This window comes from Pseudomonas fluorescens, assembly GCF_900636825.1.
GTDB classification, from domain to species: domain Bacteria; phylum Pseudomonadota; class Gammaproteobacteria; order Pseudomonadales; family Pseudomonadaceae; genus Aquipseudomonas; species Aquipseudomonas fluorescens_BG.
The window spans coordinates 4945475-4964747 of the sequence record NZ_LR134318.1; the positions used below are offsets into that span (position 1 = coordinate 4945475).

Sequence of the window (19273 nt, forward strand, 5' to 3'; positions counted from 1 at the left end):
CATCCACGGCGTAGTCTGTACAGAAAGGTAAACGAGGCCCCTATGACTGTACCTATCGCAATCATCGGCACCGGCATCGCCGGGCTCTCCGCCGCCCAGGCTCTGACAGAGACCGGGCATACCGTGCAACTGTTCGATAAAAGCCGCGGCAGCGGGGGACGCATGTCGAGCAAGCGCAGTGACGCTGGCTCGCTGGACATGGGCGCGCAATATTTCACCGCACGCGACCGGCGTTTCGTCACCGAGGTGCAGCGCTGGCAAAGCCAGGGTTGGGCCGCCGAATGGGCGCCGCAGCTGTATACCTTTCAGGGTGGGCAACTGAATATGTCCCCGGACGAGCAGACCCGCTGGGTCGGCACGCCACGCATGAGTGCGATCACTCGCGGGCTGCTCGATGGCCTGGACGTGCAATTCGCCTGCCGCATTACCGAGGTGTTTCGCGGTGAAGAGCACTGGCACCTGCAGGATGCCGACGGCTTCACTCACGGGCCGTTCAGCCACGTGGTGATTGCCACGCCAGCACCGCAAGCCACGGCATTGCTGGCCGCTGCTCCGAAACTCGCCGGTGCCGCCGCCGGAGTAAAAATGGACCCGACCTGGGCCGTCGCCCTCGCCTTCGAAACGCCACTGGATACGCCAATCGAAGGCTGCTTCGTCCAGGACAGCCCGCTTGATTGGCTCGCGCGCAACCGCAGCAAACCGGGGCGCGAAACCACCCTCGATACGTGGGTGTTGCACGCGACCAGTGCCTGGAGTCGGCAACATATCGATCTGCCCAAGGAAGCGGTGATCGAACAGCTGCACGGTGCGTTTGCCGAACTGCTGCACAGCGCCATGCCAGCGCCCACCTTCAGCCTCGCCCATCGCTGGCTCTACGCGCGCCCTGCCACCGGCCATGAATGGGGCACTTTGGCGGATGCCGACCTGGGCTTGTATGCCTGCGGCGACTGGTGCCTGTCGGGTCGCGTCGAAGGCGCCTGGCTCAGCGGTCAGGAGGCTGCACGTCGCTTGCACGAACACCTGCAATGAATCGCATCAACCCGCGCAAATTGCTGCTGTCGAAATGGACAGCAGCGCAGCCGCTGAACCGCGAAAAGCACTTTTTGGTCACCGAACTGTTCCGCGACGAGGAAGGCACGGTGCTGCAAGTCGAATTGCAGGCGGTGCTGACCAAACGTGCCGAGCGCATCGATTGGCAAGCGCTACAGAACAGTACTCACTGGAAAATCGGTTGGCTCATGTAGGAGCTGCCGAAGGCTGCGATCTTTTGATGTTGTTGTTTTAAAGCAAATCAAAAGATCGCAGCCTTCGGCAGCTCCTACAGAAAGTTATACAAATGATTTGACTTGTATAGCCCTGAATCTATGCTAAGCCAATGTTGTACAGAGATCGCACTCTGTACAGGTTTAGATTCGAGGTTTTTATGTCTGTGCTTCCTGCTGCCAAACCAAAAATCGCCATCAGCGCCTGCTTGCTGGGCGCCGAGGTGCGCTTCAATGGCGGGCACAAGGAATCGCGCCTGTGCAGCCAGACCCTCGCCGAATATTTCGACTTTGTGCCGGTGTGTCCCGAAGTTGCCATCGGCATGGGCATCCCCCGTGAGCCGATTCGTCTGGTTGGCGATCCGCAGCAACCGGAGGCCGTCGGCAGCGTCAATCCGGCCACCAACGTCACTCGCCCGCTGGCCGAGTACGGCGAAAAAATGGCCGGCGAGCTGCAAGACCTCAGCGGTTACATTTTCATGCAACAGTCGCCGTCCTGCGGGCTGGAACGGGTCAAGGTCTATCACGCCAACGGCGCACCGGTGAACGGCGGCGGACGCGGCATCTACGCGCAGGCCTTTTGTGCGCAACATCCGGATCTGCCCGTTGAGGAAGCCGGCCGCCTGAACGATCCGGTACTGCGCGAAAACTTCATTACCCGCGTCCTCGCCTACAGCGCCTGGCAGCAAGTGCTCGCGCAAGGCTTGAGCCGGCGCGCGTTGACCGAGTTCCACTCGCGCTACAAATACCTGCTGATGGCGCACAACCCGCCGCAATACAAGGCGCTGGGCAAGCTGCTCGGCAATATGGCTGACAGCGATCCCGTCGAACTCGGCCCGCGCTATTTCAGCCAACTGATGGCTGCCCTGAGAAAATGCGCGACGCGCGGCACTCACTGCAACGTGCTGCTGCATCTCAGCGGATATTTGAAACAATCCCTGAGCGCCGAAGACAAACAGGAAATGATCCACGTCATCAGCCAATACCGGCAAGGCATCGTGCCGCTGGTGGTGCCGTTGACGCTGCTCAAGCATCACTTTCGCCAACATCCCGATCCGTACATTGCGCAACAGGTTTACCTGCAGCCGCATCCGGAAAACCTCAGTCTGCGAAATGCCATCTGATGAACGACAAAACCGACAGTAGCGCTCAGGAAGACCTCGGCGCCGACTTTAAAAAAGCCCTCGACGAAGGCTGGCTGCCGATCCGCGAAGTGGCGCGGCAGACCGGTGTCAACGCGATCACCCTGCGCGCATGGGAGCGTCGTTACGGGTTGATCGTGCCGCAACGCACACCCAAGGGACATCGGCTGTATTCAGCCGAGCACGTGCAACGGATTCTGACCATCCTCACTTGGCTCAACCGTGGCGTCGCGGTCAGCCAGGTCAAGCCGTTGCTCGACACCCCGCAAGCCTTCAGCGAAACGGTGGAAAACGATTGGCAGCGTTTGCGCCAGACCCTGCTCCCCGCCGTTACCGAACTCAACGAACGCAACCTCGACGACAGCGTCAACCAAGCCATGGCGCTGTACCCGCCGCGCACCTTGTGCGAGCAATTGCTCATGCCGCTGCTGGCCGATCTCGAACAGCGCTGGCAGGGCCAGTTTGGCGCGCAGATGGAGCGGGTGTTCTTTTTTTCCTGGTTACGCAGCAAATTCGGCGCGCGCATCTACCATAACAATCGTCAGTTGCACGCCGCGCCGTTATTGCTGATCAACCATTCAGACCTGCCATTGGAACCTCATCTGTGGCTTTGCGCGTGGCTGGTCAGCAGCGCCGATTGTCCGGTGCAGGTGTTTGACTGGCCGCTTCCGGCCGGTGAACTGGCACTGACCGTCGAACATCTGCAGGCACGTGGCGTACTGCTGTATTCCAGCAAAGCCATGAACCTGGCGCAGTTGCCCAAGCTGTTGAACGCGGTCAACTGTACAAAAATGATTGTCGGGCCAACCGTGTGCATCCACCACGCCGAGCTGTCCGCCAGAACTTCCGAAATTGCCGATTTGTACCTAGCTGAAGACGCGCTTTCAGCGCACCAGGCACTCATTCAGCGCGGGCTGATTTAATGATGGGTTCAATGTCATGCAACTGATCTGGCTGCGCAGCGACTTGCGCCAACACGACAACACCGCCCTCGCGGCCGCCGCAGCACGCGGGCCGACCGTGGCCGTGTATCTGTTGAGCCCGCAGCAGTGGCTGGAACACGACGACGCGCCGTGCAAAGTCGACTTCTGGCTGCGCAACCTTGAGCAATTGAGCCAAAGTCTGGGCGAGCTGAACATCCCGTTGTTGATCCGTACTGCAACGCATTGGGATCACGCCCCGGCAGAGCTGCGCAAGCTGTGCCGACAACTGAAGATCGAAGCGCTTCACGTCAACGAAGAATACGGCGTTCACGAAAGCCGTCGTGATGCGGCGGTGGCAGAAACCCTGCAAGCCGATGGGATTGAATTTCACAGCTATCTCGATCAATTGTTTTTCAAACCCGGCACCGTGCTGACCAAAACCAACACTTACTTCAAAGTGTTCAGCCAGTTTCGCAAGGTCTGCTACGAACGCCTGCACCGCTCGATGCCTGCGCTCGTGAAGGCGCCCGCCCGACAGGCGAAAACCGATGTAACCAGCGACCCGATTCCCACCGCAGTAAAAGGCTTCGCCACACCGAGCCAATCGCTGCGGGCACTGTGGCCGGCCGGTGAAACAGAAGCCCGCCGCCGACTAGACACCTTCACCGACGCGCAAATCGAATACTACGAAAGTGAACGCGACTTCCCCGCCAAACCCGGCACCAGTCAGCTGTCCGCCTACCTCGCCGCCGGCGTGATCTCGCCGCGCCAATGCCTGCACGCGGCGTTGCAGAGCAATCAGGGTGAATTCGAAAGCGGCAAGGCCGGCGCGGTTACCTGGATCAACGAATTGCTCTGGCGCGAGTTCTACAAACATATTCTGGTCGGCTATCCGCGCGTTTCGCGCCATCGCGCCTTTCGTCCCGAAACCGAGGCGCTGGCCTGGCGGGATGCGCCGCAGGATCTCGCCGCATGGCAAGAGGCGCGCACCGGTTTGCCGATCATCGATGCGGCCATGCGCCAGTTGCTGGAAACGGGCTGGATGCACAATCGCCTGCGCATGGTAGTGGCGATGTTCCTGACCAAGAATCTGCTGATCGACTGGCGCGAAGGCGAACGCTTTTTCATGCGGCATCTGATCGACGGCGACCTGGCGGCGAACAACGGTGGCTGGCAATGGAGTTCTTCCACCGGCACCGACTCGGCGCCGTATTTCCGCATCTTCAACCCGCTGAGCCAGTCGGAAAAATTCGACAGCGAAGGCCTGTTCATCCGGCACTGGCTGCCGGAGCTGGCGGGCCTGAACAAAAAGCAAATCCACAACCCGGCCAACCTTGGCGGACTGTTTGGCGTCGCCGATTATCCGTCGCCCATCGTCAACCTCAGCACCTCGCGCGAGCGCGCATTGGCCGCGTTCAAAAACCTGCCGTCGCGCCTGTCTTCGGGGGTTGAAGATGAGTGAATTCCTGCGCCGCTTCGCCCGCCAGTTTTCCGAGTTGAACAAAGACAACCTGCATCGCTTGGGCGAGCTGTACAGCAATGACATTCATTTCACCGATCCGCTGCACGATGTGCAGGGGCTCAAGCAACTGCAGGATTACTTCGCTGAGCTGTACGCCAACGTCAGCGAATTGCGATTCGATTTTCATGGCTTCGATCAGACAGGCGATAGCGAAGGCTATCTGCGATGGGTCATGAGCTACCGCCATCCGCGTCTGGCCGGTGGCGAAGTGATTCGCGTCAACGGCTGTTCGCACCTGCTCTGGCGCGACAAGGTTTATCGCCACCGGGACTATTTCGATGCCGGGGCGCTGCTGTATGAGCATTTACCCGTATTGGGCCGGGTGATCGCCTGGCTAAAAAGGAGAATGGGATGAGTCGTACACCTCCACGGCGCTATTGGTTGACCGGCGCCAGCAGTGGCATCGGCGCGGCGCTGGCTGAAGAGATTCTCAAAACCGGCGCGCATCTGGCGGTCAGCTCGCGCTCGGTCGCGCCGCTCAAGGTCTTGTCGCAACGTTATCCCGGGCAGGTTCTGGTGGTGCCGGGGGATTTGACCGACAGCCAGACCGTCCGCGAAATCGGTGAACAGATTACCGAGGACTGGGGCTCGCTGGACTCGGTGATTCTCAACGCCGGCACCTGTGAATATGTCGATGCCAAGCAGTTCGACGCCTCGATCATCGAACACGTGGTGCGGACCAATCTGCTCGCCAGCAGCTATTGCATCGAAGCCGCCCTGCCACTGTTGCGCAAAGGCACCGCACCGCACCTGGTCGGTGTCGCCAGCTCGGTCACGTATTTGCCACTGCCGCGGGCCGAAGCTTACGGCGCATCAAAGGCGGGGTTGCGGTATCTGTTCGAATCGCTGCGCATCGATCTGGCCGACGAAGGCATTGAAGTCACCGTGGTCAGCCCGGGTTTTGTCGACACGCCGCTGACTGCCAAGAACGATTTCCCGATGCCGCTCAGTTGGCCGGTGGACAAAGCGGCGCGGCATATTTTCGCCAAGCTCAAGGATCGCCCCTTGGAGATCGCGTTTCCGGCACTGTTCATGGCGGCCCTGTGGCCGTTGTCGAAGCTGCCGTCCAGGCTGCAACTGGCCATCGGCAAGCGCATGGTGCGCAAGCCACCACCGCTGCGGGATCCAGCATGAAAATCGCCATTGTCGGCAGCGGGATCGCTGGATTGACCTGCGCCTACCTGCTCAATCGTCGCCATGACGTACACGTGTTCGAGGCCAGCGACTGGGTCGGTGGCCACACGCACACTGTGCCAGTGACGGTCGACGGTCGCACTTACGCGGTGGACACCGGGTTCATCGTCTTCAACGACTGGACCTACCCGAACTTCATTCGCCTGCTCGGTCAGCTCGGCGTGCCGTTCAAAGCGACCGAAATGAGCTTTTCGGTGACGGACCCGGACACCGGCGTGGAATACAACGGCAACAACCTCAACAGCCTGTTCGCCCAGCGCAGCAATCTGTTTTCGCCGGGGTTCTGGGGCATGCTGCGGGACATTTTGCGCTTCAACAAAGAAGCCCAGCGCGACCTCGCCGAGCTGCGCATTCCCAGCGACATGACCCTTGATGATTATCTGAAGGCAGGCAATTACGGCGAGCGCTTCATCCTGCACTACATCGTGCCGATGGGCGCGGCGATCTGGTCGATGCCGATGGCCGAAATGCTCAACTTTCCGTTGCAGTTTTTCGTGCGGTTTTTCAAGAACCACGGGCTGCTGTCGGTGAGCGACCGCCCGCAATGGCAAGTCATCGAAGGCGGCTCAAGCGCCTACATTGCGCCGCTGACGGCATCGTTCAAGGACAAGATCCGCGTTAATTGCCCGGTGACGCAGGTCGAGCGTGATGAGCACGGCGTGGTTATCCACAGCCCGTCCGGCAGCGAACGTTTCGATAAAGTGATATTCGCCTGTCACAGCGATCAAGCTCTGCAATTGCTTGCCCGCCCGAGCGAGGCCGAGCGCGCGATTCTCGGCGCCCTGCCCTACGCCGACAACGAAGTCGTGCTGCACACCGACACGCGGCTGCTGCCCTCGCGCAAACTGGCGTGGGCAAGCTGGAACTATCGCCTCAACGGTGCCGGGCATACCCACGCCGCCGTGACCTACGACATGAACATTCTGCAAGGCATCGAGAGCGACACAACGTTCTGCGTGAGCCTCAATCAAAGCGCCGGCATCAGCCCGACCAAAGTCCTCGCGAAATACACTTACGCGCACCCGCAATACAGCCTCACGGCGGTGGCAGCGCAGAATCGCTGGGCAGAACTCGACGGCGCGCATCACACCCATTATTGCGGCGCCTATTGGGCCAACGGTTTCCATGAAGACGGCGTGGTCAGCGCTCTGCGCGTGGCCTCGGTGTTCGGGGAAACGTTATGAACAGCGCCCTGTATAGCGGCTGGATTGGCCATCGGCGTTTTTCGCCGCGCCAACATGCGTTCCGCTACAAGATCGGTTTGCTCTACCTCGATCTGAGCGAGCAGGACGCCGTGCTGGCCCTGTCGCCGCTGGCCGGGCGCGGGCGCTGTGCACCCTTTTCGTTTCGCGAGACCGATTATCTCAAGGCCTTTACCGGTCGCGGCATGCGCCTGATCGATGCGGTGCGTCAGCAGGTCGGCACCGCCATCGGCCATGAACCGCAAGGCTCGATCTGCCTGCTGACCCAGGCACGGAGTTGGGGCCTGTCATTCAACCCGGTGAGTTTCTTTTATTGCCACGAAGCGGACGGGCAACTGGCGGCGATTGTTTGCGAAGTTACCAACACGCCGTGGGGCGAGCGTTATCACTACGTGTTGCCGGCGCGGGCGCCCAGCGATCTGCAGGATTTTCATCAGCATTTCGCGGTGGCCAAGGCTTTTCACGTTTCGCCCTTTCTGCCGCGCGACCTCGAATACCGCATGAGCTTCAGCCCCGCCGCGCAGAACATCGGCGTGCACATGGCGGACTGGCAGGGCGAGCACAAGCTGTTCGACGCGACCCTCAATCTGCAACGCGAAACCCTTGATCGGCGCAGCCTGCACCGCTACTTGCGGCGCTTCCCGTGGATGACCGCGAAAACCGCGCTGGCGATTTATTGGCAGGCGCTGCGGCTGCTTCTCAAACGCGCACCGATCTTTTCTCATCAGGCTGCCGATGGCAGCTTTCGTACCGCCACTGTGCCTCCCAAGGAGCGCCGTCATGAAATCCTCTAGCCTGTCGGTCAGTCGGCTCAGCACCAACGGTTTGACCGGTTCGCTGTTGCGTCGCGGCGTTCTGCGCCAGTTGGCCCAACTCAAACACGGGCATCTGTTGGTGGTCGAGGATGGCGAACAAATGGTGTTCGGCACGCCGGGCAGTGCAGTGTTGGGGGAAATCCATGTGCTCGACGCCGCCCTTTGGGGCATGGTTGCCGGCAACGGCTCGATCGGCGCCGGCGAAGCGTTCATCCACGGCTACTGGAGTTCGCCGGACCTGACCGCGGTGGTGCGCGTGTTCGTCAGCAATCTTGAGGTGCTCGATGCGATGGAGGGCGGGCTGGCGCGCCTCGGTCGGCCATTGGTGCAAGGGCTGCACTGGCTCAACCGCAACACACGCAAAGGCTCGCAAAAAAATATCGCGGCGCACTATGACCTCGGCAACGATCTGTTCGAACAGTTTCTCGACCCGAGCATGATGTATTCGGCGGCGCAGTTTCTAACGCCCGAAGACAGCCTCGAACAGGCGCAATTGAACAAACTGGAGCGGATCTGCCAGAAACTGGCGCTCAAGCCCGACGATCATTTACTGGAAATCGGCACTGGCTGGGGCAGCATGGCGCTTTACGCGGCGCAGAACTATGGGTGCCGCGTGACCACTACGACGCTGTCCAAAGAACAGTACGCCTTCACCGCAAAGCGCATTGAGCAGCTCGGTTTGCAGGAGCAAGTGACGCTGTTGCTGAAGGACTACCGCGACCTCACCGGCGAATACGACAAACTGGTTTCGATCGAGATGATCGAGGCGGTCGGCCATCGCTTTCTGCCGACCTATTTCACCCAGTGCGCGAAGCTGCTCAAAAGCAACGGCCTGATGCTGATCCAGGCGATCACCATCCGCGAGCAGCGCTACGAGCAGGCCAAGCGCAGCGTTGACTTCATTCAGCGTTACATTTTCCCCGGCGGCGCCCTGCCAAGCGTGCAGAAGATGCTTGAAGTGGTCAGCCGCGACACCGACATGAACCTGCTGCACATGGAAGATTTCGGCCTGCACTACGCGCGCACGCTGCGTTTGTGGCACGAGAACTTCCGCCGCGCCCACGGGCGTTTGACCGAGCTGGGCTACGACGATTACTTCCTGCGGTTGTGGGAGTTTTACCTGTGCTACTGCGAGGGCGGTTTCCTGGAGCGCACCATCGGCACCGCGCAATTGCTGCTGGCCAAACCGGCCGCGATCACCGCGCCATTGCTCGGGCGTTTTGATGCATAAGCGTCTGGGCCGTAACGCGCTTAATGCTGTGCTGTTTCAGATCGGCTGGTTCACCTGCGTTCTCGGCGGTGACAGTTTGTGGTTGCTGCTGGCCTTGGCGATCCTGGTGATTCATTTGTGCTGGATCAGCAGTTGGGCGGCTGAAGGACGTTTGCTCTTGAGCGTGGTGATCGTCGGCACCGCGGTGGACAGCGTGTTGCGCGGGGTCGGCGTGTTCTTGTTTGCGGATCAGTCACCCCTGATTCCGCTGTGGTTGATGTTGCTATGGGCGTTGCTCGCGACGACTTTGTGTCACTGCCTGCAATGGAGCGCGCGGCCATGGTGGCTGGCCAGCGTGCTGGGCGCGGTGGGCGGCGCGTTGTCGTATTACGGCGGCGGACGTCTGGCCGGGGTGGAATTTCCTTATGGAGAATTACCCACGTTGATCGGCATCGGCCTGCTCTGGGCGCTGTTGTTTCCTCTGCTGCACCTGATGGCGCGACGGCTTGCTGCCTGAGCGTCCGTCGACGCTTTCACACGCACTCGAGCGACTGCCTTACACTGCCGCCATGAAAACCATTCCCCATCAGCAAATTACCGAGCCTGCGGTCACCTGCTCGACCTGCGCTGCATGCTGCTGTCAGCTCGAAGTCATGCTGATCACCGACACTGGCGTGCCGGATCGCTTTATCGATACCGATGAATGGGGCGGCGAAGTGATGTTGCGCCTGGACGACGGCTGGTGCGCCGCGTTGGATCGCGACAGCATGATGTGCACGATCTACGAAAAACGTCCGTTGATCTGCCGTGAGTTTGAAATGGGTGCGCCGGAGTGCATCGAAGAGCGCAAAGGGATCACCACGGCCTACCGCTGATCTCGAAAACAAAAGATCGCAGCCTTCGGCAGCTCCTGCATGGGGATGTGTTTCACACCTGTAGGAGCTGCCGGAGGCTGCGATCTTTGGATCTGCGCTTACAGCGGCATCGTGTAATGCAGCGCGTAGCTTTCTACACCATCGTTATCGCTGGACAGGCCGGCGTTGGAGTAGTGCGTTGCACGGATCCCGACTTCATGCCCGCCATTGAAACGCAGACCGAAACCCAGACGGTCTTCGAACTGGAACGAACCGCCGATGTTGTTGGATTCGTATTCGGTATTGGAGAACGCGGCGACACCGATACCCGCTTCGATATACGGTTTGACCGATTCGCCGGCAAATTCGTAAACGAACACTGGCGAGAACGACAAGCTGTTGTTGCTGGAAGTCTTGTCACCTTCCCAATAGGTATAGGCGCCGCTCCAGTAACCGGTCAGGCGACCGACGTCGCTCTGCAGCCAGCTCTTGTCCCAATCGAAATTCATGCCCAGACGATACGTCATGGTGGAATCGCTGGTAGCGCCGACGGCGAATTCAACACCAGCGGCTTGTGCGGTAATACTTTGCCCCATCAGTGCGGCCGCAATCGCGGCCAAGCAGAATAGTCGCTTCACTTGAAACTTCCTTTTCCGGAACGATCGTTTGGTTTTTAGTTGCTGCTGTCGCTATAGAAATCTGCGCCTGATCAGAAGTTCAGCGCGTTTTCAGTTTTTTCACGTTTTTTTACAAATCGAAGTTTTGCACATTCGATGCAGTTTGGCCCAGCAGCGGTAGGATTTTTCTGAAGGATTGCGGATCAGCACTGGTCCAGAACTTCACAGGCTGGCTCAAGCCGTGCGCGAGCAGATCGCGCTCACCGAGCAACCGTTGCAGTTGTCGGGCCACCGCAGAGCCAGTGTCGATCAGGCTGACATCGTCGTCGATCATTGTCTTTAGCAACGGTTTCAGGAAAGGATAATGCGTACACCCAAGGATGATCGTATCGCAGCCATGAGCCAGTAACGGCGTGACATAACTCTGCAATAACTGGCGCAATTCCTGGCTGTGCAGGTCGCCGTTTTCAATCAGCTCGACCAGCCCCGGGCACGGCTGGGTGATGACTTTGATGTCAGCCGCAAAGCGATCAAGCAACGCGGCGAACTTGGCGCTTTGCAAGGTGCCCGTCGTCGCGAGCACGCCGACCACGCCGCTACGTGTGGCCGCTGCGGCCGGTTTGACCGCAGGTTCCATGCCGACAATCGGCCAATCGGGAAAGTCGCGGCGCAGATCGGCCACACCGGCGACGGTCGCGGTATTGCAGGCCAACACCAAGGCTTTGGCGCCCTGCTCACGGAAGAAACCCGCCATCACACTGCAGCGTTGGCGGATAAATTCCGGGGTTTTCTCGCCATACGGGATGTTCCCGCAGTCGGCAACATACAGCAGCGATTCGTGGGGCAACAATTGCTGGATTTCCGCCAGTACCGACAAGCCGCCGACCCCGGAATCGAACACGCCGATCGGCGCCTCACGCATGGCGTGCGCCACAGACGCTGCATCCCGGATCACGCTTGACGCGCAACTCGCGGAAACGCGAGCCAAGGGCATCGATCAACAGCAAACGGCCCACCAGTGGCTCGCCAAAACCCACCAGAACTTTCAAAGCCTCAAGCGCTTGCAGGCTGCCGACCAGACCGACCAGCGGCCCGACCACGCCGGCTTCGCTGCACGTCAGTTCGGCTTCGCTGCCATGTCCGTACAAACAGTGATAGCACGGGCTCTCGGCGCGGCGCGGATCGAACACCGACAGTTGCCCTTCAAGACGAATCGCGGCGCCGCTGACCAGAGGCCTGCGTGCAGCCACACACGCTGCGTTGACCGCCTCGCGGGTAGAAAAGTTATCGGAACAGTCGAGCACCAGATCCACCGCCGCCACCGCTGCGGCGAGGGAATCCTCGTCCAGCGCCTGCCGGTGGGCAATCAGTTGTATCTCTGGATTGATTGCGCCCAAACGCTTGAGCGCCGAGTCGACCTTGCTCAGGCCGACGCTGTCGGTGTCGTGAATGATCTGTCGTTGCAGGTTGGTCAGATCGACCGTGTCGAAGTCCGCCAGATGCAACTCGCCGACACCTGCCGCCGCCAGATACAGGGCAACCGGCGCGCCGAGCCCACCCAGGCCGACAATCAGCACGCGACTGGCCTTGAGCTTCAATTGCCCGTCGATGTCGATGTGTTGCAGCAGAATCTGTCGGCTGTAGCGCAGCAATTCCTGATCATTCAGCACGGCAGGCGCCCCAGACTGATGCGTTGATGACCGCCCAGATCGGTGCGGCTGTGAACCTCTTGAAAACCGCGCGTCGACAGCAGGTCGCGCACGGACTCTGCCTGATCATAGCCATGTTCGAGCATCAACCAGCCACCGGCCTGCAGATAATCCGGCGCCTGCGCGACGATCAAACGCAGATCATCAAGCCCGTCCTCACCGGCCACCAGCGCGCTGGAAGGCTCGAAACGCACATCGCCTTCGACCAGATGCGGATCGGCGGCGGCAATGTACGGCGGGTTGCTGATAATCAGATGAAAACGCTGGCCGGCCAACGCGCTGAACCAATGACTGCTCAGCACCGTGGCGTTGTTCAAATGCAGGCGCTGGCGATTGCGTTCGGCCAGCGCCACGGCTTCGAGCACGCGATCCACAGCGGTGACTTTCCATGCTGGGCGTTCGCTGGCCAGGGCCAAGGCAATTGCGCCGCTGCCGGTGCCGAGATCAAGAACGCTGACAGGGGTCGCGGGGAGCAATTCCAGCGCCGCTTCCACCAGCAATTCCGTGTCCGGACGCGGAATCAATGTGTGCGGCGCGACTTCCAGGTCAAGTTTCCAGAACCCCTGCTGACCGAGAATATAAGCCACCGGTTCGCCGCTGCGACGCCGCTGCAGATATTCGGCGAATGTCAGCGCCGCTTCACTCGGCACGATGCGCTCGGGCCAGGTGTGCAGAAAGCTGCGCGATTTGCCCAGCGCGGCGGCCAGCAGCAACTCGGCGTCCAGGCGCGCGGTGGGCGAGTCCGGCAGCTCAGCGGCGCGCAACAGACTGGCGATGATGGTCATTTATTCACCTATCGCAGCGAGTTGGTCCGCCTGGTATTCGGCCAGTAATGGCTCGATCACCGCTTCAACGCCACCGGCGAGAATTTCATCCAGCGAATAAAGGGTCAGGTTGACGCGATGGTCAGTGACCCGGCCTTGGGCATAGTTGTAGGTGCGGATACGTTCGGAGCGGTCACCGGAACCCACCAGCAATTTACGCTCGCTGGCGATCGCATTCGCCGCAGCTGCAGTTTGCTGATCGTTGAGCTTGGCCGACAACCACGCCATCGCCCGCGCACGGTTCTTGTGCTGGGAACGTTCTTCCTGACACTCGACGACGGTGCCGGTCGGTATGTGCGTGATGCGGATCGCCGAGTCGGTGGTGTTGACGTGCTGACCACCAGCGCCAGAGGAGCGGAACGTGTCGACACGCAAGTCCGCCGGGTTGATCTCGATGGCTTCACGCTCGTCCGGCTCGGGCAATACCGCCACGGTGCAGGCCGAGGTGTGGATACGGCCTTGGGATTCGGTGGCGGGTACACGCTGTACGCGGTGCGCGCCGGATTCGAATTTCAGCTTGCCGTAAACGTTGTCGCCTTCGATGCGCGCGATGACTTCTTTATAGCCACCGTGCTCGCCTTCGTTTGCCGAGAGGGTCTCTACACGCCAGCCACGACGCTCGGCATAGCGCGAGTACATGCGAAACAGATCGCCGGAGAAGATCGCCGCCTCGTCGCCACCAGTGCCGGCGCGGATTTCGAGGAAGACGTTGCGCCCGTCGTTGGGGTCCTTGGGCAGCAACATGCGCTGCAGGTCGGATTCCAGGGTGATCAGCAGCTCTTTGGCTTCGCGGACTTCTTCCACGGCCATTTCGCGCATGTCCGGGTCGCTGTCCTTGAGCAGCGCTTGCGCACCTTCGAGATCGCTTTGTACACCGAGCAGCTTTTTATAGGCGGCCACGACAGGCTCAAGTTCGGCATATTCCTTGGAATACGCACGGAACTTGGCCTGATCGGAAATGACTTCACCGTCGCCGAGCAGCGAGGTCAGTTCCTCGAAACGGTCCTGGAGAATGTCCAGCTTGTTGAGCAGTGACGCTTTCATTGCGGTTTTTTATCCGAAAAACTATCCGGTGAGCCCTCAAGGGCAAAGAGTTCCTGGGCCATGGCCAGCGCATCGAGGCGGCCTTCGGCAGACAGCTTTTTCAATTGCACGCTAGGCGCATGCAACAGTTTATTGGTCAGGCCACGGGCCAGTTGCCCGAGGACATCTTCGGCGTTGCCGCCGTTGGCCAGCAGGCGCAGGGCTTTCTGCAGTTCTTCGTCGCGCAGGCGTTCGCTTTGTTGACGATAGGCCTTGAGCACGTCGACCGCCGCCAGTTCGCGCAGGCGCACCATGAAATCGTCGGCGCCGACCGAAACCATCTCTTCCGCCGCTTGCGCAGCGCCCTGACGGCTCTTGAGGTTTTCCGCGACCACTTCGTGGAGATCGTCGACGCTATACAGATAAACGTCGTCAAGTTCGCCGACTTCCGGCTCGATATCCCTGGGTACCGCGATGTCGACCATGAAAATCGGCTTGTGCTTGCGCAGCTTCAACGCACTTTCCACCGCGCCCTTGCCGAGAATCGGCAACTGGCTGGCGGTCGAGCTGATGACGATGTCGCTGCGCACCAGCTCCGCCGGAATGTCCGACAGCAATACCGCATGAGCGCCGAACTGCTCGGCCAACTGGCTGGCGCGCTCGAGCGTACGGTTGGCGACGACGATGCGCTTGACCCCCAGTTCATGCAAATGACGGGCGACCAGCGTGATGGTCTCGCCGGCGCCGATCAGCAAGGCCTGGCTGCGTTGCAAATCACTGAAAATCTGTTTCGCCAGACTGACGGCGGCAAATGCCACCGACACCGGGTTTTCGCCAATGGCCGTGTCGGTGCGCACCTGTTTGGCGGCATTGAACGTCGCCTGAAACAGCCGTCCAAGCAGCGGGCCGATGGTGCCGGCCTCGCGCGCCACGGCATAGGCCGATTTCATCTGGCCGAGGATCTGCGGTTCGCCCAGTACCAGCGAGTCGAGCCCGGAGGCGACGCGCATCATGTGACGAACGGCCGCATCATCTTCATGCACGTAGGCACTGGCGCGCAGTTCATCGAGGCTCAGACGGTGATAATCCGCCAGCCAGCGCAGCACGATATCGGCCGACAGCTGATCCTGCTCTATATAAAGCTCACTGCGATTGCAGGTGGAAAGGATCGCCGCTTCGCGGCTGTCGGTCAGTCGGCAGAGCTGCTGCAACGCCTCCACCAGTTGCTCAGGGGTAAAGGCCACGCGCTCGCGGACGTCTACTGAAGCAGTCTTGTGGTTGATACCGAGTGCAAGGAAGGCCATTCAAGGTCGCTGATGGTGACGTGAAGCCGGCAATTGTCCTACTTCGAAAGATTCAGAACAACTAGTGGATATCTATTGCCGTAATTGTATGCAGCTTTTGCTGCGATCCATTCTCGTTCATGTACACACAATCCCTTTTAGGAGCTGCCGAAGGCTACGATCTTTAGATTTCGGTTTTTCGAATCACTAGGAAGATCAAAAGATCGCAGCCTTCGGCAGCTCCTGCATGGGTAGGCGGGCACAATGGGTAACGGGCATATGCGTAAATTGCCTGAGCGGTTATGTTTGGCCGAAGGCTTGTGTCATGATGATCCGACCGCAGGTTAGTCGTCCTCTTCCTATATGAATAGATCTTCCGCGTTGCTCCTCGCTTTCGTCTTCCTCAGCGGCTGTCAGGCCATGGCCCCCGTGTCGCCGGACGGTACGCCGTCAGTCGAAGACACTACGCCTGCGCCTGAAAAGCCCAAGGTTTACAGCTCGTTCAGCGAAGAGACCGTCTTCAGTCTGTTGAGCGCCGAGCTCGCCGGCCAGCGCAATCGTTTCGACATTGCCCTGGACAACTACGTGACCCAGGCCATCAACACCCAGGATCCGGGCGTCTCCGAGCGCGCGTTCCGTATCGCCGAATACCTGGGTGCGGACCAGCCTGCGCTGGACACCGCGCTGATCTGGGCGAGAAACGCCCCGGACGATCTCGAAGCGCAACGCGCCGCCGCCGTGCAATTGGCACGTGCCGGGCGTTACGACGACTCGATGGTCTACATGGAGAAAGTCCTGCAGGGCAAGGGCGATACCCATTTCGATTTCCTTGCGTTGTCAGCGGCAGATACCGATCAGGAGACGCGCAACGGTCTGATGAAAAGTTTCGACCGTTTGTTGCAACGTCATCCGAACAACAGCCAGCTGATTTTCGGCAAAGCCCTGCTTCTGCAGCAGGACGGCGACAATAACGCGGCCCTGACCCTGCTCGAAGACCATCCGCCGGAAGACGGCGAGATCGCTCCGATCCTGTTGCGCGCCCGCCTGCTGCAACTGTTGAACCGTGGCGACGAAGCACTGCCGCTGCTCCAGAAAAGCATCAGGAAATATCCTGACGACAAACGCCTGCGCCTGACTTACGCACGCATGCTGGTCGAGCAGGATCGGATGGATGACGCCAAAACCGAATTCTCGAGTCTGGTTCAGCAATATCCGGAAGACGACGAATTGCGTTATTCGCTGGCGCTGGTGTGCCTCGAAGCCAAAGCCTGGGATGAGGCCAAGGGTTATCTCGAAGACCTGATCGCGCGCGAAAGCCACGTTGATTCTGCTCACCTGAACCTCGGGCGCATCGCCGAAGAGCGCAACGACCCACAAGGCGCGCTGACCGAGTACGCGCAGGTCGGTCCGGGCAACGACTATCTGCCGGCGCAACTGCGTCAGGCCGACATTCTGATGAACAACGGCAAAACCGCGGAAGCACAACGCAAGCTCGCGGCCGAGCGTGACGAGCAGCCTGATTACGCCATTCAGTTGTACCTGATCGAGTCGGAAACCCTGTCGGCCAACAAACAGGACGACAAAGCCTGGAAGGTTTTGCAGCAAGCCTTGCAACAATATCCGGACGATCTGAATCTTTTGTATACCCGCGCCATGCTCGCGGAAAAACGCAATGATCTGGGGCAGATGGAAAAAGACCTGCGCTTGATCATCAAGCGTGATCCGGACAACGCCATGGCGCTCAACGCGTTGGGCTACACCTTGTCCGATCGCACCACCCGCTACGCTGAAGCCAAAACGCTGATCGAGCAGGCACACCAGATCAACCCGGAAGACCCGGCGGTTCTCGACAGCCTCGGCTGGGTGAACTATCGCCTGGGCAATCTGGATGAGGCGGAAAAATATCTGCGCCAGGCGCTGGAGCGTTTCCCTGATCACGAAGTGGCCGCGCACTTGGGCGAGGTTCTCTGGGCCAAGGGCAATCAACGCGAAGCCAAACAAGTGTGGGGCAAGTTCCTCAAGGACCAGCCCGACAGCACCATTCTGCGCAGCACCATCAAGCGCTTGACCGGATCCGAGACTCTTTAACCCATGTTTTTGCGCCACGTTATCGTTTTCAGCTTCATCGCCCTGCTCGCCGGTTGCGCGGGCTTCGGCTCACGCGAATCGGTCGAGGGCCACGGCAGTCCCGCTCAATGGGCCGCGAACAAGCAACAATTGAGCGGTCTGGACGGCTGGCAGATCGACGGCAAGATCGGTATCCGCGCGCCCAAGGATTCCGGCAGCGGCACACTTTTCTGGCTGCAGCGTCAGGATTACTACGACATTCGCCTGTCCGGCCCGCTGGGTCGTGGCGCGGCTCGTCTGACCGGGCGTCCGGGCAAAGTGTCGCTGGAAGTCGCCAACCAGGGTCGCTATGAATCGCAATCCCCCGAAGCCCTGCTCGAGGAACAACTGGGCTGGAAGCTGCCGGTGTCGAATCTGGCCTGGTGGGTCCGTGGCCTGCCCGCTCCGGAAAGCAAAAGCCGCCTGAACCTGGACGCTGACAGCCGCCTGTCCAGCCTCGAACAGGATGGCTGGAAAGTCGAATACACCGCTTACACCGAACAGAATGGTTATTGGCTGCCCGAGCGCATCAAGCTGCACGGCACCGACCTTGACGTGACGCTGGTGATCAAGACCTGGCAACCGCGCAAGCTGGGGCAATAAACCATGGCCGCTGCACGCTTGACCCTGCCCTCGCCGGCCAAACTCAACCTGATGCTGCACATTCTCGGGCGCCGTGAAGACGGATATCACGAGTTGCAGACACTGTTTCAGTTTGTCGATTACGGCGATGAAATCACTTTTGCCATCCGTGATGACGGCGTGATTCAGCTGCACACCGAGTTCGAAGGCGTGCCTCATGACAGCAACCTGATCGTGCGCGCGGCGAAGATGCTGCAGCAGCAGTCCGGCAGCGCGCTGGGCATCGACATCTGGATCGATAAAGTGCTGCCCATGGGCGGCGGCATTGGCGGCGGCAGTTCGAATGCGGCGACAACGCTGCTCGGCCTCAACCACCTTTGGCAATTGGGTTGGGATGAAGATCGGCTGGCCGCACTGGGCCTTGCGCTAGGCGCCGATGTGCCGGTTTTCGTCCGTGGCCACGCGGCGTTTGCCGAAGGTGTCGGCGAGAAACTGACCCCGGTCGATCCCGAAGAACCGTGGTATCTGGTCCTCGTGCCGCAAGTCTCTGTAAGTACGGCAGAAATTTTTTCCGATCCTTTGTTGACACGTAACACGCCGCCCATTAAAGTGCGCCCCGTTCCCGAGGGAAACAGTCGAAATGACTGCTTGCCGGTGGTTGCAAGGCGTTATCCGGAAGTACGTAACGCATTGGATTTGTTAGGTAAATTTACCGAAGCAAAGCTCACCGGAACTGGAAGTTGTGTGTTTGGGGGCTTCCCAAGCAAAGCTGAAGCTGATAAAGTCTCGGCCCTTCTGACAGAGACCCTTACAGGGTTTGTAGCCAAAGGCAGCAACGTTTCGATGTTGCACCGAAAACTGCAAAGTCTGCTCTAAAGGAACCAAGTGCTCGGCACTTGATGCAACAGATACAGGGGCGTCGCCAAGCGGTAAGGCAGCAGGTTTTGATCCTGCCATGCGTTGGTTCGAATCCAGCCGCCCCTGCCATTTTCTCTACTCATCCAG

Annotated in this window: 21 protein-coding genes and 1 tRNA gene; 16 read left to right on the forward strand and 6 right to left on the reverse strand. The window is 59.9% G+C overall.

The features are described from left to right. Positions 1-42 precede the first annotated feature (42 nt). From EL257_RS22440 to EL257_RS22495, 12 genes are all read left to right on the forward strand, one after another. A complete protein-coding gene (locus EL257_RS22440; RefSeq protein ID WP_126366309.1) occupies positions 43-1029 on the forward strand; it encodes an NAD(P)/FAD-dependent oxidoreductase in 987 nt (328 codons plus the stop codon). After that, positions 1026-1244 (forward strand): TIGR02450 family Trp-rich protein, encoded by a 219-nt coding sequence (locus EL257_RS22445; protein ID WP_126366311.1) that lies wholly within the window; start codon positions 1026-1028, stop codon positions 1242-1244. Before EL257_RS22440 ends, EL257_RS22445 begins: the two co-directional genes overlap by 4 nt. 179 nt (positions 1245-1423) lie before the next feature. Next, the gene (locus tag EL257_RS22450; protein WP_126366313.1) at positions 1424-2386 is read left to right on the forward strand and encodes a YbgA family protein; all 963 of its coding nucleotides are present in this window, start codon (positions 1424-1426) and stop codon (positions 2384-2386) included. Then, complete coding sequence (locus EL257_RS22455) at positions 2386-3327, forward strand: MerR family transcriptional regulator (protein ID WP_126366315.1); 942 nt, start codon at positions 2386-2388, stop codon at positions 3325-3327. Before EL257_RS22450 ends, EL257_RS22455 begins: the two co-directional genes overlap by 1 nt. Before the next feature lie 16 nt (positions 3328-3343). After that, complete coding sequence (phrB, locus tag EL257_RS22460; RefSeq protein WP_126366317.1) at positions 3344-4789, forward strand: deoxyribodipyrimidine photo-lyase; 1446 nt, start codon at positions 3344-3346, stop codon at positions 4787-4789. Beyond that, the gene (locus EL257_RS22465) at positions 4782-5204 is read left to right on the forward strand and encodes a nuclear transport factor 2 family protein (RefSeq protein ID WP_126366319.1); all 423 of its coding nucleotides are present in this window, start codon (positions 4782-4784) and stop codon (positions 5202-5204) included. The genes phrB and EL257_RS22465 overlap by 8 nt, the downstream gene beginning before the upstream one ends. Further along, positions 5201-5983 (forward strand): SDR family NAD(P)-dependent oxidoreductase, encoded by a 783-nt coding sequence (locus tag EL257_RS22470; protein WP_126366321.1) that lies wholly within the window; start codon positions 5201-5203, stop codon positions 5981-5983. Before EL257_RS22465 ends, EL257_RS22470 begins: the two co-directional genes overlap by 4 nt. Beyond that, the gene (locus tag EL257_RS22475) at positions 5980-7227 is read left to right on the forward strand and encodes an NAD(P)/FAD-dependent oxidoreductase (protein ID WP_126366323.1); all 1248 of its coding nucleotides are present in this window, start codon (positions 5980-5982) and stop codon (positions 7225-7227) included. The genes EL257_RS22470 and EL257_RS22475 overlap by 4 nt, the downstream gene beginning before the upstream one ends. Then, on the forward strand, positions 7224-8039 hold the full coding sequence (locus tag EL257_RS22480) for a DUF1365 domain-containing protein (protein WP_126366325.1): 816 nt from the start codon (positions 7224-7226) through the stop codon (positions 8037-8039). Before EL257_RS22475 ends, EL257_RS22480 begins: the two co-directional genes overlap by 4 nt. Then, complete coding sequence (locus EL257_RS22485; RefSeq protein ID WP_126366327.1) at positions 8026-9291, forward strand: SAM-dependent methyltransferase; 1266 nt, start codon at positions 8026-8028, stop codon at positions 9289-9291. Before EL257_RS22480 ends, EL257_RS22485 begins: the two co-directional genes overlap by 14 nt. Then, on the forward strand, positions 9284-9787 hold the full coding sequence (locus EL257_RS22490; RefSeq protein WP_126366329.1) for a DUF2878 domain-containing protein: 504 nt from the start codon (positions 9284-9286) through the stop codon (positions 9785-9787). The genes EL257_RS22485 and EL257_RS22490 overlap by 8 nt, the downstream gene beginning before the upstream one ends. Before the next feature lie 52 nt (positions 9788-9839). After that, positions 9840-10145 (forward strand): YkgJ family cysteine cluster protein, encoded by a 306-nt coding sequence (locus tag EL257_RS22495; RefSeq protein ID WP_007912865.1) that lies wholly within the window; start codon positions 9840-9842, stop codon positions 10143-10145. Between the two features lie 98 nt (positions 10146-10243). Here the strand turns inward: EL257_RS22495 and EL257_RS22500 are convergent, their stop codons facing one another. The 6 genes from EL257_RS22500 to hemA all read right to left on the reverse strand — a co-directional run bounded on the left by EL257_RS22500 (position 10244) and on the right by hemA (position 15601). After that, positions 10244-10762 carry an acyloxyacyl hydrolase gene (locus EL257_RS22500; protein WP_126366331.1) on the reverse strand — a complete coding sequence of 173 codons (519 nt, stop codon included), beginning with the start codon at positions 10760-10762 and terminating at the stop codon, positions 10244-10246. A gap of 109 nt (positions 10763-10871) precedes the next feature. Beyond that, positions 10872-11663 carry a glutamate racemase gene (gene murI / locus EL257_RS22505; RefSeq protein WP_126366333.1) on the reverse strand — a complete coding sequence of 264 codons (792 nt, stop codon included), beginning with the start codon at positions 11661-11663 and terminating at the stop codon, positions 10872-10874. Further along, positions 11656-12411 carry a molybdopterin-synthase adenylyltransferase MoeB gene (locus tag EL257_RS22510; protein ID WP_126366335.1) on the reverse strand — a complete coding sequence of 252 codons (756 nt, stop codon included), beginning with the start codon at positions 12409-12411 and terminating at the stop codon, positions 11656-11658. Before EL257_RS22510 ends, murI begins: the two co-directional genes overlap by 8 nt. Further along, a complete protein-coding gene (gene prmC / locus EL257_RS22515; protein ID WP_126366337.1) occupies positions 12405-13235 on the reverse strand; it encodes a peptide chain release factor N(5)-glutamine methyltransferase in 831 nt (276 codons plus the stop codon). Before prmC ends, EL257_RS22510 begins: the two co-directional genes overlap by 7 nt. Further along, positions 13236-14318, reverse strand: coding sequence for a peptide chain release factor 1 (gene prfA / locus EL257_RS22520; RefSeq protein ID WP_126366340.1), 1083 nt, complete (start codon positions 14316-14318; stop codon positions 13236-13238). After that, positions 14315-15601 (reverse strand): glutamyl-tRNA reductase, encoded by a 1287-nt coding sequence (gene hemA, locus EL257_RS22525; protein ID WP_126366341.1) that lies wholly within the window; start codon positions 15599-15601, stop codon positions 14315-14317. Before hemA ends, prfA begins: the two co-directional genes overlap by 4 nt. 342 nt (positions 15602-15943) lie before the next feature. Between hemA and EL257_RS22530 the strand changes: the two genes are divergently transcribed. The 4 genes from EL257_RS22530 to EL257_RS22545 all read left to right on the forward strand — a co-directional run bounded on the left by EL257_RS22530 (position 15944) and on the right by EL257_RS22545 (position 19255). Beyond that, positions 15944-17668: a tetratricopeptide repeat protein gene (locus tag EL257_RS22530; protein ID WP_126366343.1), complete on the forward strand. Its 1725-nt coding sequence runs from the start codon at positions 15944-15946 to the stop codon at positions 17666-17668. A 3-nt stretch (positions 17669-17671) separates the two neighbouring features. Continuing rightward, positions 17672-18289 (forward strand): lipoprotein insertase outer membrane protein LolB, encoded by a 618-nt coding sequence (gene lolB, locus EL257_RS22535; RefSeq protein ID WP_126366345.1) that lies wholly within the window; start codon positions 17672-17674, stop codon positions 18287-18289. A 3-nt stretch (positions 18290-18292) separates the two neighbouring features. Further along, positions 18293-19144 (forward strand): 4-(cytidine 5'-diphospho)-2-C-methyl-D-erythritol kinase, encoded by an 852-nt coding sequence (gene ispE / locus EL257_RS22540; protein WP_126366347.1) that lies wholly within the window; start codon positions 18293-18295, stop codon positions 19142-19144. 36 nt (positions 19145-19180) lie between these two features. After that, positions 19181-19255, forward strand: a tRNA-Gln gene (locus EL257_RS22545). Positions 19256-19273 lie beyond the last annotated feature (18 nt).